The organism is Reyranella sp., assembly GCF_036558665.1.
Taxonomy (GTDB): domain Bacteria; phylum Pseudomonadota; class Alphaproteobacteria; order Reyranellales; family Reyranellaceae; genus Reyranella.
This window is the reverse complement of record NZ_DATBFE010000145.1, coordinates 1-13,658: the sequence shown is the minus strand read 5'-3', so window position 1 is coordinate 13,658 and position 13,658 is coordinate 1. Positions and strand designations below refer to the sequence as shown.

The following is a 13,658-nucleotide window of genomic DNA, read 5'->3' as shown; positions in this document are numbered from 1 at the left end:
TCGACCCGGCACGCGACCTGTCGGAGCCGGTGCGGCTGCTCGGCGAGGCGAGGACCGTATTGCGCGAGCGCTTTCTCGCCGCCGACGTCGGCATCACGGGGGCAAACTTCCTCGTCGCCGAGACCGGCACCTCGATCATCGTCACCAACGAAGGCAACGGCGATCTCACCCAGATCCTGCCGAAGACGCATATCGTGCTGGCCTCGCTCGAAAAGCTGGTGCCGACGCTGGAAGATGCGAGCCAGCTCCTGCGCGTGCTCGCGCGCTCGGCCACGGGCCAGGAGCTCTCGGTCTACACGACCTTCTCCACCGGCCCGCGCCGCTCCACGGATGCGGACGGACCGGAGAACTATCACGTGGTTCTCATCGACAACGGCCGCTCCGCCATGCTCGGCACGAGCTTCGAGGAGATGCTGCGCTGCATCCGCTGCGGCGCCTGCATGAACCATTGCCCGGTCTATGGCGCCATCGGCGGGCACGCTTATGGCTGGGTCTATCCCGGTCCGATCGGCGCGGTCCTGACGCCGCAGCTCATCGGCGTCGAGGAAGCCGGCAATCTGCCCAATGCCTCGACCTTCTGCGGCCGCTGCGAGAGTGTCTGCCCGGTGCGTATTCCCCTTCCGGGCCTGATGCGGCATTGGCGCGAACGCGAATTCGAGCGGCATCTGACGCCGCGAACGATGCGGCGGGGACTGGCTCTGTGGGCCTGGCTTGCGCGCAGACCCCGGCTCTATCGCTGGATCGCAGAAAGCGCCAATCGCATGCTGGCGCTGGCCGGCCGCGCCGAAGGACGCTATCGCACGCTGCCGCTGGCCGGCGGCTGGACGCGCTTCCGCGACTTTCCGGCGCCGCCGCCCGGCGGCACCTTCCACAGCCAATGGCTCCGCCGCGGCGGAGCCCGCTTCGGGCCATGAGCGAGACGGGAAACCGGGCCCGGTTGCAGGTGTTGGACGGCATCCGCCGGTCGTTGCGGCGCGGCGAACTCACGGGCGCCGCGCGGGACGCCGCCGAGCAGCGCCTGAAGGTGCCGCCCCCGGGTCCGGTGGTCGCGCGCGCCCGGCTGCCGCAGCCCGACAAGGTGGCTCTCTTTTGCCAGTGGGCGGAGGCAAACAACGCGACCGTGGCGCGGCTCGCGCCCGCCGACGTGCCGGGCGAGGTGGTGGCCTATCTCGCCCGCAACAACTTGCCGGCGATGGCCGCGATGGCGCCCTCGCCCCAGCTCGATTGCTACGGCTGGTCGAGCGAGCCGATGCTGTCGCTGAGGCGCGGCCGTGGCGAGGGCGGCGATCAAGTCTCGATCACCGGCGCCTTCGCCGCCATTGCCGAGACCGGCACGCTGGTGATGACGTCCGGTCCGGACCATCCGGTGACGCTCAATCTGTTGCCGGACACGCACATCGTCGTGCTGCGCGAAGGCGACATCGTGAGCGGCTACGAAGAGGTCTGGGCGAAGCTGCGCGCCCGCTACGGAAAGAACGCCATGCCGCGGACGGTGAACACCATTACGGGTCCGTCGCGCACCGGCGACATCGAGCAGACCATCGAGCTCGGGGCACACGGCCCGCGGCGCGTGCACATCATCGTGGTGCGCGATTGAGGAGACATTCGCCTCTTGCCGATCGGCCGGCAGACCATCGGGGCGAGTTGCGTGTGGTTGGCACCAGCACCGGGCGGGAGGTCGAGTTGCTGCTCGACCGGGTGGCAGAGTCCATCGGCCGCCGCCGCCCCAGAGTGCTGCAGGTCGGCGCGCGCGTGTCCGTCGCAGATCGCAACGAACGTAACTGGCGGACGCTGGTCGGCAAGCGCTTTGGATCCAGGGCCCGCTTCGTGGGCATCGACCTGGTGGCGGGCGACAATGTCGACCGCACGCTGGACATCTGCAGCCCTCCCAGGATGCTGAAGGCCTCCTTGGGCGGTGAGGCCTTCGATCTGGTCATCTGTTGCCATGTCCTCGAGCACACGCAGTCTCCGGTGCGGGCGGCGCGCAACATCGAAAGCCTCTTGAGACCCGGTGGCCTCGCCTACGTCGCGACGCCCTGGTCGCAAGCCTTCCACGCCGCGCCGGACGATTATTGGCGCTTTTCGGTGCGCGGGCTTGGCCTGATGTTCAGGCGCCTCGAGATCCTGTCCGCTTTCTACAGCGGCGGAGATGTCGGACTCGATGTCGCTTATCGTGTCGAGCGCGATGGCCGCCCGGACCTGGAGGCACGCGGCGGCGCCGTCGAACAGGGGCTGTTCCAGATCGTACTCGATCACGAGGACAATCGGGCCATCCTTGCGCGGCAGGCGACGGAGCGGCTGCCCGTGTCGCGGACCTATCTTCCGACCCTGTTCGTCAACGTCGTCGGGCGGCGTCGGCCATAGGCGCTTGCTGGCCGGCCTGGTCTGACACGCCAAAAGAAAAGAGCGGGCCTTCGCCCGCTCTTTCCGTCTCGATCCAGTCGGTTCGCGACTAGAAGCGGAAGTCCATGCCCAGCAGCGCGGCCCAGGATTGGGCGGCGACTGCGTTCGACGGGCCGCTCAGGTTGTTGAAGATCAGGCCGCCGATCATCTTCACGCCCGGTCCGAGCGCGTAGTTGGCGCCGACTTCGATCTTCGAAGCGGTTTCCGAACCGAACTGCAACGCGCCGGCCTGCGGATTGCCGCCGAACGCGATGGCCGTCGTGGCCGGCGTCGTAACGGTGCAGGCGGCCGAGAGACCGCAGTTCGTGACGGTCAAGCTGCCGTTGCCGTTGTTGTTGCGGGCAACCGCGGCGCCGACCGACACCTGCCACGGCCCGGTTTCATACATCAAGCCAACCGCGAACGAGTTGGTGTCGTTGTTCTGGCCCGTGTAGTAGTTCGAGCCGAGGCCGTTGTTGTCCCAGGTGTACGAACCACCGAGGGTGAAGCCGAAGGCGCTGAACTGCAGGCCGGCGACGAACTGCTTCCACGACGACAGATTGGCGCCGGTGATCGTGTTCGCTGCCGAAGCGAGCGGCTGGTAGCCTGGCACGAAGCTCGCGTAGGAATACGCAACATAGGCCGCGACCGAGAAGTCGCCGAACTTGTTCAGGTAGTTCGCGCCAATGGCGAGCGCATCCTGCCACGCGTAGTCAGCGGTCGGACAGCCGTTGGCGGTCGTTGCGTCATTGTAGCCGCAGGTGCCAGCAAGGTTGACCTGGTTCGCCGCCAGGGCCTGACCGCCCGCCGCGGTGGACGACAGGTTGATTTTCGGCGCGTAACCGACACCGATCTGCAGACCGGCAAAACGCGGCGTGTAGTAGTTGATACGGTTCACGTCCTGGAACTGACCGTCGATGGTCTGATCCGAGATATGGAACGCTGCCTTGTTGAACCCGTTGGCGGTCGGGTTCGTCCAGCTGAACGAGCTGTTGTGCTGGAAGAAGCCGAAGCCGAGCAGGGCCGACGGCGCGCCGTAGTACATGATGTAGGCGGCATCGTCCTTGGAGCCGAACTCGATACGACCCCAATCACCGAAGGCGAACAGGTAGGCCTCGTCGATCTGGCGCACGCCGGTGCCGCTGATCGACGGGTTCCAGCCTTCGAGCTCGACGCGGACACCGATCGACGTGCCGTTGTCCAGCTTGGTCTGGCCGATGAAATGAATTTCACCTTCCTGGATGAACTGGATGCCCTTGAATTGCGACCAGGTCCCGTTGGTGGCGTAGGTGCCTTCCATCGAACCGGCCAGCGCGTAGAATTGGTAGTAGCCGCCGACGCCCATCTTGATGGGATCGGCCGCCATGGCAGGCGCGGCTACCAGGCCGCCGACAACCAAGGCAGTCGAGCCTAGCAATAGCTTTTTCATCATTCTCCCTCTCTCATTGATCTGAGACTGGTACATACCCAAAGGCCTTGTCTGACCGGCGAACTGCGCGCTTTCGGCCACGCGCTTTCCCGCCAATGCGACCGATGGATAAGAACACACGGCCAAAAGCAGGGTCAAGGAATGGACGCAATCGCACCCGAATCTCTCCGGACCTGTGGCGTCTTTGTCACATTTGCCGGGGATTGCGGTCGCATTCCAGACCGTTCCGCGACCAAGCAGCGAGCGCCCAGGTCGTGAACTCGTGCCCCTTTAAGCAACTGACTAGATAGCCAAACAAGACCTTGTTGATTTGTGCGTTACAGTGCCCCTTGCGGTCGCCAGTGGCGCCGCCTATGGTCCGCCCCGCCGCTTCTGGGGCAGGAAGCGCGGCAGCAACAGGTAGGTTCATGGCAATCTTCGCCGCAGGCAGCGGGGACAGCAGAAGTTGGAGTTGGTGGGCTCTGTTCCGCCTTTGTGCGGCCGGCCTTGCAATGTCGCTCGTGACGGCTTGTGGGGCCGGCAACCCCGGCGCCATCAAGGAACGCGACTATGGCGGTGGCAGGCTGGCGAAGGAGCAGGCGACACAAGGGCTCGGTGGCCAAAACCGCGAGGAGGGCAGCCTGTTCGGGCCGGGCGGCCTGCTCGGCCCGAGGGCCGAGAAGAAGGACGATCAAGGCACCGGCGTCGCCGTCAACGCCTTCCTCTGGCGCGCCAGCCTCGACACCATCAATTTCATCCCGCTGGTCCAGGCCGACCCGTTCGGCGGCGTGATCATCACCGACTGGTACACCCCGGCCGAAACGCCCAACGAACGGATGAAGGTGCAGGTCACCATCCTCGATCGCGCCTTGCGCGCCGATGGCGTCCGCGTCTCGGTGTTCAAGCAGCAGCTCAACCCCAAGGGCGGGGGCTGGGTCGACGCCCAGGTCGATCCACACACCAACACCGACATCGAGAATGCGATCCTCACTCGCGCGCGGCAGCTTCGCATCGCCCAGGGCGGAAGCTGAGCGGCGAAACTCGGGTCGGCGCGCGCGCGTTCACAACTTGACGGAAGAGGCTGCAGGGGGCATCCGCTGCGGCCTCTGTCGTTTTGGAGAATGAGCCCCGTGTCGTCCACAGTATCCCCGCCTCAAGGGTCGCCGCCGCGCTACAATTTTCGCGAGACCGAGGCCAAGTGGCAGAAGGTGTGGGACGAGCGCCAGACCTTTCGTGCCGTCATGGACGAGGGACGGCCGAAATACTACGTGCTCGAGATGTTCCCCTATCCGTCGGGGCGCATCCACATGGGTCACGTGCGCAACTATACGCAAGGCGACGTGATCGCCCGCTACAAGCGGGCCGCGGGGTTCAATGTCCTGCATCCGATGGGATGGGATGCGTTCGGCCTGCCGGCCGAGAACGCCGCGATGGAGAAGAAGGTCCATCCCAAGAAATGGACCTTCGAGAACATCGCGACCATGAAGGCGCAGCTCAAGTCGATGGGCCTGTCGCTGGACTGGAGCCGCGAACTCGCGACCTGCGATCCGGAATATTACGGCCATGAACAGAAGATGTTCCTCGACTTCTGGAAGGCGGGTCTCGCCTATCGCAGCGAAGCGTGGGTGAACTGGGATCCCGTCGACAACACGGTACTCGCCAACGAGCAGGTGATCGAAGGCAAGGGCTGGCGCACCGGCGCCACCGTCGAGCGGCGCAAGTTGACGCAGTGGAACCTGCGCATGACCGCGTTCACCGAGGAACTTCTGGACCGCCTCGACACGCTCGACCGCTGGCCGGAGAAGGTGCGGCTGATGCAGGCGAACTGGATCGGCAAGAGCCGCGGCGCGCGCGTTTTCTGGCGACTCACCGATTCGACGGCCGCAGATCGTGGTCAGCTCGAGATCTTCACTACCCGGCCCGACACGCTCTATGGCGCCTCGTTCATGGCGCTGTCGATCGACCATCCCGTGGTCGCAGAGCTCGCGCCCAAGGATCCCGGCCTGGAGCGCTTCATCGCCGACTGCCGCAAGATCGGCACCGCAGCGGCCGAGCTCGAGACCGCGGAGAAGCAGGGCTACAAGCTGCCGTTGCTTGCCCGGCACCCGCTGATGCCGGGCAAGACGGTGCCGGTCTACGCCGCCAATTTCGTGCTGATGGAGTATGGCACGGGCGCCATCTTCGGCTGTCCGGGCCACGACGAGCGCGACCACGAATTCGCGACCAAGTACGGGCTCCCGATTTTGCCGGTGGTGATGCCCAGGGATGCCGACCCGAAGACCTTCAGTGTGGCCGACGCGGCCTTCACCGACGACGGCGTCGTCATCAATTCCGATTTCCTCAACGGTCTTTCGGTCGAGGATGCCAAGGCGAGGGTGATCGCCCGGCTGGAGGAGATTGGCGCCGGCAAGGGCACGATCCAGTATCGCCAGCGTGATTGGCTGGTGTCGCGTCAGCGCTACTGGGGAACGCCGATCCCGGCGATCCACTGCGAGAAATGCGGTGTCGTTCCCGTGCCGGAGACGGATCTGCCGGTGCGTTTGCCCGAGGATGTAACATTCGACCGGCCGGGCAATCCGCTCGACCATCATCCGACCTGGAAGCATGTCGCCTGTCCGAGCTGCGGGGCCGCAGCCGTGCGCGAGACCGACACGTTCGATACCTTCGTCAATTCGAGCTGGTATTTCGATCGGTTCACCTCGCCGCATATGACGACGGCGCCGTTCGACCGCCGGGAGGACCATTACTGGATGCCGGTCGATCAATATATCGGCGGCATCGAGCATGCGATCCTGCATCTGCTCTATTCGCGCTTCTGGACGCGCGCCATGCGCGAGGTGCAGATGACCAGCCGCGACGAGCCGTTCGACGGCCTGTTCACGCAAGGCATGGTGTGCCACGAAACCTATCGCGCGAGCGACGGCGCGTGGCTGTTGCCGGAAGAGGTCGAGCGCACCGGCGGCAAGGTCGTACGCATCTCCGACAAGAGCCCGGTCGAGGTCGGCCGCTCCGAGAAGATGTCGAAGTCGAAGAAGAACGTCGTCGACCCGGACCAGATCATCCGCGACTACGGCGCCGACACCGCACGCTGGTTCATGCTGTCGGACAGCCCGCCCGAGCGCGATCTCGAATGGACCGAGGCGGGTGTCGCCGGCGCCTGGCGCTTCCAGCAGCGTCTCTACCGTATCGCGACCGAGGCATTGGCCCGGCTGCCCGCCGTCGGCGCACCCATGCCGGCAACCTTCTCGCACGCCGCGGCCGAGCTCCGACGCGCGGCGCACAAGACGGTGGCGGGCGTGTCGGCCGATATCGAGGCCTTCCACTTCAACAAGGCAGTGGCGCGCCTCTACGAGCTCGCCAACACCATCGGCGCCAGCACCGCGAAGGATCCCTCGCACGGATGGGCGTTGCGCGAGGCATTGGAGATCTTCGTGCGGCTGATCGGCCCGATGACGCCGCATCTCGGCGAGGAGCTGTGGCAGGCGCTGGGGCACGGGACCTTGTTGGCCGAGGAGCCGTGGCCGGTTGCCGAGGCGGCACTTCTGGTCGAGGACACCGTGACGATCGCGCTTCAGGTCAACGGCAAGCTGCGCGGTACCATACAGATGCCGAAGGACGCTTCGCAGGAAGCGAACACGGTCGCGGCTCTCGCCAATACCGATGTCCGCAAGGCAATGGCTGGCAAGCCGCAAAGACGGGTGATCGTCGTGCCGAATCGCCTGGTCAACGTCGTGGTGTAGGGACGGCGTGAAGATCGCAGCGCATCACGTCGACGCTTTTCTGAAGAAGCCAGACCCCGGGGTCCGCGGCGTAGTGATCTTTGGCAACGACGACGGGCTGGTCGCCGAGCGCGCTTTGGCCCTGGCCAGGACGGTCTGCGACGACCTCAAGGATCCGTTCCGCGTCGTCGACATCCCGGGCGACGCTCTGAAGAGCGATCCAGCGCGGCTGGCCGACGAGTTCTCGGCGATGTCGCTGATGGGCGGCCGGCGCGTGGTTCGCGTGAGGCCGGCGGGCGAGGAATCGGTCGCGGCCCTGGAGAATCTGGCGGCGGCCGGGGCTGGCGACGGGCTGATCGTGCTCGAGGCAGGCAACCTCGCGCCGCGCTCCCAGCTTCGGACGCTGGCCGAGACCGAAGCCTGCCTCGCGGCCCTGCCCTGCCATATGGACGACACGGAGGCTCTCGAAGCGCTGGTGGTGAACTCGGCGCGTGCGGCTGGTCTCAGCGTCGAGAACGAAGCGCTCGACTGGATCACCGAGCATCTGGGCGGCGATCGTGGTCAGACCCGCAGCGAGATCGACAAGCTGCTGCTCTACAAGGCGGACAATTCCGGGAGCACGATCACGCTCGACGAGGCGCTCGCCGTGCTCGGCGATACGGCTGCGATCGGCATCGACAATGTGATCGCCGCCACCTTCGACGGCGATCTTGCAATGCTCGCCCGCGCGCTCGATCGGGTTTTCGCCGAAGGAGGCAATCCGGTGCGGCTCGTGCGCGCTTTGCAGCGCCACGCCGACCAGCTCCATCTCGTCGCCAGTCACGCGAAGAACGGCAACTTCGAGGGTGCGATGTTCAGGGCTTACGGTCTGCCGCGCGGCGGGCCGATCCGCGAGCGCTTCGCACGCCATCTGAGGATCTGGCCCTTGCCGAAGCTCAGCGAGGCCCTTTCGGCCATCTTGGACGCGGAAATTGCGTGCAAGACAACCGGCCTGCCGGACGAAGCGATCGCCCGCCGCCTCTGCTTCAGGCTTGCGGAGTTCTCGAAGCGAGCGCGCGAGACGCGGACACGTCGCTGAGGCTACGACTTCTTGCCGGCGCGCGGCGCCAAGGGCACGGCGGCCTGGTCGGTCAGCACCAGGAAGGTGAAGCTTTCCTCGATATATAGCCGCACCAGGTCGGTCGTGTGCTCGAGATAGCCGATGGAGAAATCCTGCCCGACGGAGAGCTCGAAATCGCCGCCGCGCAGGGAGATCACCAGGCCGCCCTCGAGTCCCGGCGCGGGCACGATGTCGCCGTCGATCAGGCGCTTCACGTGGGTGAGGATCGGATAGCCGCCCTCGGTGCGGGCCGCCAGATCCTTGTGGAGCTGCTCGTTCAACACCACCGCGAAGGGCCCTTCGACGCCGTCGTCGCGCAGTTTCGTCAGGGCCGCCGCGACTGCGCCGGGATAGTCGTTGTGACTGGTGCCGAGCGGGACGGCGCTCTTGGCTGCCGCCTGGCAGATGCCGGTGATGTGTGCCGCCTCGTAGCCATGGAAGATCGCTCGATCCTCGGCGATGGCGATCTCACGCGCCGCCGCCGTGACGGCGTCGAGGTCGGGGTCGCGCGCACCGCGGTCGATGGCGTCGAGTTCAGTCCGCGTCATCTCGAAGGGAATACGCAGTTCCACGAGCGGCTGGATGCGACGCAGGCGGGCCTGGACCTCGCGCGCGCCCGTGGGCGAGGCGATCGGATCGGCGCGGCCCAGTTCGACGTCCGACGCGCCCCATCCGAGCGGGCCGACGAAGTCGACGACACGGCGCGCGGCGAGCAGGGCCCGCAGGGTCCTTTTGGCCTCCTTCTCGATCTCCGCCCAGCCAGCCGGAGTGATGGGCGCCCGTTCACGGAAGAGATGGTTCATCTGTTCACCTGTCGCAGGCTGCCGATGCCGAGGCTGCCGTCGCCGTTGGCGTCGGATCGCGCCTCGCCTCCACCACCTTCCTCCGCCTCGGCCTCGATCCCGGTGATCGATCCTTCCGTGAACAGATAGGTCTTGAAGTGCTGCGCGAACACCGGATCGGCGCGCCGCAGCCATTCCAGCACCATCGAGGCGTGCTCTTTCTCCTCGTCCCGGTTGTGCTCGAGGATAGCGCGCAATTTCGGATTGTCGGTCGCCTTGGCGCGCTGGTTGTACCAGTCGACCGCCTCCAGCTCCTCCATGACCGACACGATGGCACGGTGCACATCGATGACGTCGCTGCCCAGCTTTTGCGGATCTTCGTGCAGTGTCTCGCTTGCCATTCGCCCAATCTCCCCGCCTGCGGGCGAACGCACGGTCCGGCCCGTTGCCGGTTCAACGCCGCCCGGGGCGCGAAGTTCCAGCGCCACGACAAGGCGTCAGTCTTCAGGCGGCACGAACATATAGCCCGCGCCGCGCACCGTGCGGATAGAGGTCGGCCGCGCCGGATCCGCCTCGATCTTGCGGCGAATGCGCAGGATGCGGATGTCGATGGCGCGGTCGAACGCCTCCATTTCGCGATGGCTCGTGGTCTCGAGCAGCCAGTCGCGGCTGAGCGGCCGGTTGGGGTTTTCCGCGAATAGCTTGAGGAGCTCGAATTCGCCGGCGCGCAGCGGCACATCCTCGCCGGACAGGGCGGTCATGCGCCGCGTCTTGAGATCGAGCAGACACTTGCCCATGCGCACTCGCCCGCCGGGGGTCGCCGCCTCGGCCCCGCCGGCGCGACGCAGCACCGCCTTCATGCGCGCCAGCAGCGCTCGCGATTCGTAGGGCTTGGCAATGTAGTCGTCGGCGCCCGTTTCCAGGCCGGCGACCTGATCCACGGTGTCGGTGCTGGCGGTGAGCATGATGATGCCCACGCGGCGGCTGCGCTCGCGCAGGAACCGCGCAAGGGCAAAGCCGTCATCGCCGCCCGGCAGCCGCAGATCGAGGAGCACGAGGGCCGGCGGATCTTTCTCGACCAGTTTGCGCAGGGCAGCACCGGACTCCACGCCCGAGGAGCGAAAACCATTCTCGTCGAGAAAGTCGACCAGGGTTTCGCGTTGAAACTGTTCATCCTCCACCACTATGACGTGAGGGCGCGTGTCTTTGAGGCGGATGGCCATGCGCCATCCTGCCGCCCCGTCTGGCCGACCTCAAGCACCTCAAACGGCGCCCCGGGAAAGGGGCGCCGTCTGAGCACGAGCGGCAAGGGTAATGCCGGCCGTGAGCGTCGGGGGGTATGTGAACCGACGCCGTAGAGCGCTGGGTCTAGCGCCTGCAGTCGGCCACCGTGGCCCTTGCAACGAAACCCGAATGCCTGACACAGGCGACAGAACGGGCGCTCGTCGGCGCCGGGACCGAGGTCACGCTCGCGGTCACGATGCTCGTCCGGGCAGAAGATGGGAGATCGTCATCGGCTGGCAGGCTCCACAACAGCGAACCGACCAGGCCGACGCTGAGCAGGATCGACCCGAGGCTCAGGAAGACGAAGACGTCTTCGGCCAGCGGGTGCATGAGCAGGCGAACCACCATTGCTGCCTCCTCCTGACGAGCTCTCGAATAGCGCAGCGGCATATTCGATCGACCAAACCGTAAGGATCGAAGCGTTTCGTCATCATTGCGGCACCCTGCGAAATGGTTTCGCGTGTTGCGCGGCCTCACAATGGTTGCGACAGACGAAACCGATGAAACACTTTTGACTGGCCGCGTTACAGCGAGGAAACAGCGCAGGAGGACGATATCGGCGTGACCGCGACCGCCACTTCGACGACCCGGGAAGCCACGGCACCTGTCGATGCCGAACGCATCGAGCGCGCCATGACCGACGGCCTGATGACGGGCAACGGCCTTCGGCTGCTCGCGCTGTTGATATGGCCGATGTTCTGGATGGCATGCGGCGACAGCGTTCCGTGGTGGGCCTTCGCCGTGCCGGCGGCCGTGCATATTTCGTCGATGATGGGCTTCCTGTGGCTGGAACGCCTCTATCGCCGCGAGCCCGATGTTTATGAGACGGAGGGCTGGCGATGGCGCTACATCACGCTCGCCGGTTTGACAGGCCTGTCCTACGGGCTGACCGGCCTCTTGTTGATCCCGGAAGCGCCGTCGGCCCCGCGGATGCTCGTTGCCGCGACGCTGGGCACCATTGCGGCACTTCCGCCGGGCCGCATGTACGAGCCGCGCAGCTATGTGCTGCTCATCTGCCTGGATCTCATTTTGCTGGCGCTTGGACTGCTGTTGACGGGCGATCCAATCGCCAAGCCGACCGCGATCCTTCTGATGATCTACCTCGTGGCGCTGCTGCTGCAGAACGCCGTGCAGCATCGGCAACAGAGGAGGCAGGTGGCGCTGGCGATCGCCCATGAGGACCTGGCCAAGCTTCATGCGCGGCGCGAGAAGGAGGCGCGACAGGCCCGGGCCGTGCTGGAGGCGATGTTCGATAACATGAGCGACGGTGTGCTGCTCTACGAGGCCGACGGCCGCTGGGTCTATCAGAATCCGGCCATGGCCAGACTGCACGATATGTCAAACGCGCTGATGGCGACGCTGCCGACTTTTGCCGACATCATCCGCTATCGCACGCGGCGCGGTGATTATGGTCCGCTCGAGCAGTTGCCAGGAGGTCTAGACGGCTGGATCGCGACTCGGGTCGCACGCTTCGAGGAAACCAGCCAGCCGGCCGAGCGCAGGCGAACCGTCTCGGGGCGCACCGTCGAGGTCACCTATCGGCGGCTGTCCGACGGCCGCGTGCTGACCATCCATCGCGACTTGACCGAGATCGTCGAGCGGGAAGAGAAGCTCCAGCTGGCCCGCGCCGAATCGGAACGCGCGCGCGACGAGGCCGAGGCCGCCAATCAGGCAAAGTCGACCTTCCTCGCCACCATGAGCCACGAGATGCGCACGCCGATGAACGGGGTCGTGGGCACGGCCGAGCTGCTGGAGCGCGAGCCGCTGAACGAGCGACAAAAGCGGCTGGTGGGGACGGTGCGCCGCTCCGCGACCGCACTATTGCGCATCATCGACGATGTTCTCGACTTCTCGAAAATCGAAGCCGGACGCATGGAACTCGAGGAGGCGCCATTTTCGCTGCGGGCGCTGGTCACCGGCACGATCGAGACGCTGTCGGTCCAGGTCGAGAACAAGGGGCTGGCCCTGCACACGACCATCGAGCCGCGCACGCCCGACCTGCTGCTGGCGGACGCCACGCGTCTGCGCCAGATCCTCTTCAATCTGGTCGGGAATGCCGCCAAATTCACCGATGTCGGCCACATCACGGTGCGCGTCCGCGCCGTCGGCGCGGACGACAAGACCGTGACCCTGGCCCTGTCCGTCTCCGATACCGGCATCGGCATGGATCGCCGGCAGCAGGAGCGTCTGTTCAAGCCATTCTCCCAGGCCGACAGCTCGACCACGCGCCGCTACGGAGGAACCGGACTTGGCCTTTCCATCGTGCGCCGGCTCGCCGAACTGATGAACGGCTCCGTGGCCGTCGAAAGCGCGCCCGGCCGGGGCTCGACCTTTACGGTTACGATGAAGGTCAAACGCGCTTCCGAGACCTCGATGGACGGGGTGGCGGAGGAGACGGGCCGGGATCAGTGGCCGCTGCCGGCAACGGGTGTGCGTGTGCTGGCGGTAGATGACAACGACATCAACCTCGAGGTTCTGGTCGGCCAGTTCACGATTCTCGGCGTTCCCCTCGATACGGCGAGCAACGGCATCGAGGCGCTGACGCTGTGGCGCAATCGACACTATGCCCTCCTGCTGACCGACATCCACATGCCCGACATGGACGGCTTCGAGTTGACCCGCCAGATGCGCGCCGAGGAAAGCGCGCTCAGCCGGCCGCGCACGCCGATCGTGGCGCTCACCGCCAACGCGCTGAAGGGCGAGGCCGAGCGCTGCCTCGAGGCCGGCATGGACGACTACCTGACCAAGCCGCTGACGCTCGACCGGCTGCGCGAGGCGGTGGCGCGCTGGACGATCGGCAATACCGCGCCGGCGATCGACCGCTCGGTGGTCGAGAGCATGTTCGGCGGCAACACCGCGACGGTGGCGCGGGTGCTCGGCCGCTTTCGCGACGCCGGCGCCCGCCTGGTCGCCGAGATCACGGCGGCGCGGCAGGACCGCCAGCAGCTCACCGAGCTCGCGCACAAGCTCAAGGGCGCCGCCCG

The 13,658-nt window shown here is 66.1% G+C and carries 12 protein-coding genes; 7 read left to right on the top strand and 5 right to left on the bottom strand.

Features of this window, described 5'->3' with window-relative positions:
- From VH499_RS21115 to VH499_RS21105, 3 genes are all read left to right on the top strand, one after another.
- A partial coding sequence (locus tag VH499_RS21115; RefSeq protein ID WP_332054734.1) for an LUD domain-containing protein occupies window positions 1-914 on the top strand: 914 nt, incomplete at its 5' end.
- Window positions 911-1,597 (top strand): LutC/YkgG family protein, encoded by a 687-nt coding sequence (locus VH499_RS21110; protein ID WP_332054733.1) that lies wholly within the window; start codon window positions 911-913, stop codon window positions 1,595-1,597. The genes VH499_RS21115 and VH499_RS21110, both read left to right, overlap by 4 nt.
- A 53-nt stretch (window positions 1,598-1,650) precedes the next feature.
- A complete protein-coding gene (locus VH499_RS21105) occupies window positions 1,651-2,364 on the top strand; it encodes a class I SAM-dependent methyltransferase (protein ID WP_332054732.1) in 714 nt (237 codons plus the stop codon).
- An 88-nt stretch (window positions 2,365-2,452) separates the two neighbouring features.
- On the opposite strand, the gene VH499_RS21100 is transcribed toward VH499_RS21105, so the two are convergent.
- Window positions 2,453-3,811, bottom strand: a complete 1,359-nt coding sequence (locus VH499_RS21100; RefSeq protein ID WP_332054731.1) for a porin — start codon at window positions 3,809-3,811, stop codon at window positions 2,453-2,455.
- Window positions 3,812-4,218: 407 nt separating this feature from the next.
- Here VH499_RS21100 and VH499_RS21095 point away from each other — a divergent pair, with 407 nt between their 5' ends.
- The 3 genes from VH499_RS21095 (at window position 4,219) to holA (ending at window position 8,587) form a co-directional block, all read left to right on the top strand.
- Window positions 4,219-4,821 (top strand): DUF3576 domain-containing protein, encoded by a 603-nt coding sequence (locus VH499_RS21095; protein ID WP_332054730.1) that lies wholly within the window; start codon window positions 4,219-4,221, stop codon window positions 4,819-4,821.
- A 99-nt stretch (window positions 4,822-4,920) separates the two neighbouring features.
- Entirely contained in the window at window positions 4,921-7,530 is a 2,610-nt protein-coding gene (gene leuS, locus VH499_RS21090; protein WP_332054729.1) for a leucine--tRNA ligase, read from the top strand.
- 7 nt (window positions 7,531-7,537) lie between these two features.
- The gene (gene holA / locus VH499_RS21085) at window positions 7,538-8,587 is read left to right on the top strand and encodes a DNA polymerase III subunit delta (protein ID WP_332054728.1); all 1,050 of its coding nucleotides are present in this window, start codon (window positions 7,538-7,540) and stop codon (window positions 8,585-8,587) included.
- Window positions 8,588-8,589: 2 nt separating this feature from the next.
- Here the strand turns inward: holA and VH499_RS21080 are convergent, their stop codons facing one another.
- From VH499_RS21080 to VH499_RS21065, 4 genes are all read right to left on the bottom strand, one after another.
- On the bottom strand, window positions 8,590-9,411 hold the full coding sequence (locus tag VH499_RS21080; protein ID WP_332054727.1) for a family 1 encapsulin nanocompartment shell protein: 822 nt from the start codon (window positions 9,409-9,411) through the stop codon (window positions 8,590-8,592).
- The gene (locus VH499_RS21075; RefSeq protein ID WP_332054726.1) at window positions 9,408-9,791 is read right to left on the bottom strand and encodes a ferritin-like domain-containing protein; all 384 of its coding nucleotides are present in this window, start codon (window positions 9,789-9,791) and stop codon (window positions 9,408-9,410) included. The genes VH499_RS21080 and VH499_RS21075 overlap by 4 nt, the downstream gene beginning before the upstream one ends.
- Window positions 9,792-9,887: 96 nt before the next feature.
- Entirely contained in the window at window positions 9,888-10,613 is a 726-nt protein-coding gene (locus tag VH499_RS21070; protein WP_332054725.1) for a response regulator, read from the bottom strand.
- A gap of 145 nt (window positions 10,614-10,758) precedes the next feature.
- On the bottom strand, window positions 10,759-11,022 hold the full coding sequence (locus VH499_RS21065; RefSeq protein ID WP_332054724.1) for a hypothetical protein: 264 nt from the start codon (window positions 11,020-11,022) through the stop codon (window positions 10,759-10,761).
- A gap of 213 nt (window positions 11,023-11,235) precedes the next feature.
- Between VH499_RS21065 and VH499_RS21060 the strand changes: the two genes are divergently transcribed.
- Window positions 11,236-13,658: ATP-binding protein (locus VH499_RS21060; protein ID WP_332054723.1), on the top strand; the 2,423-nt coding region annotated here is incomplete at its 3' end.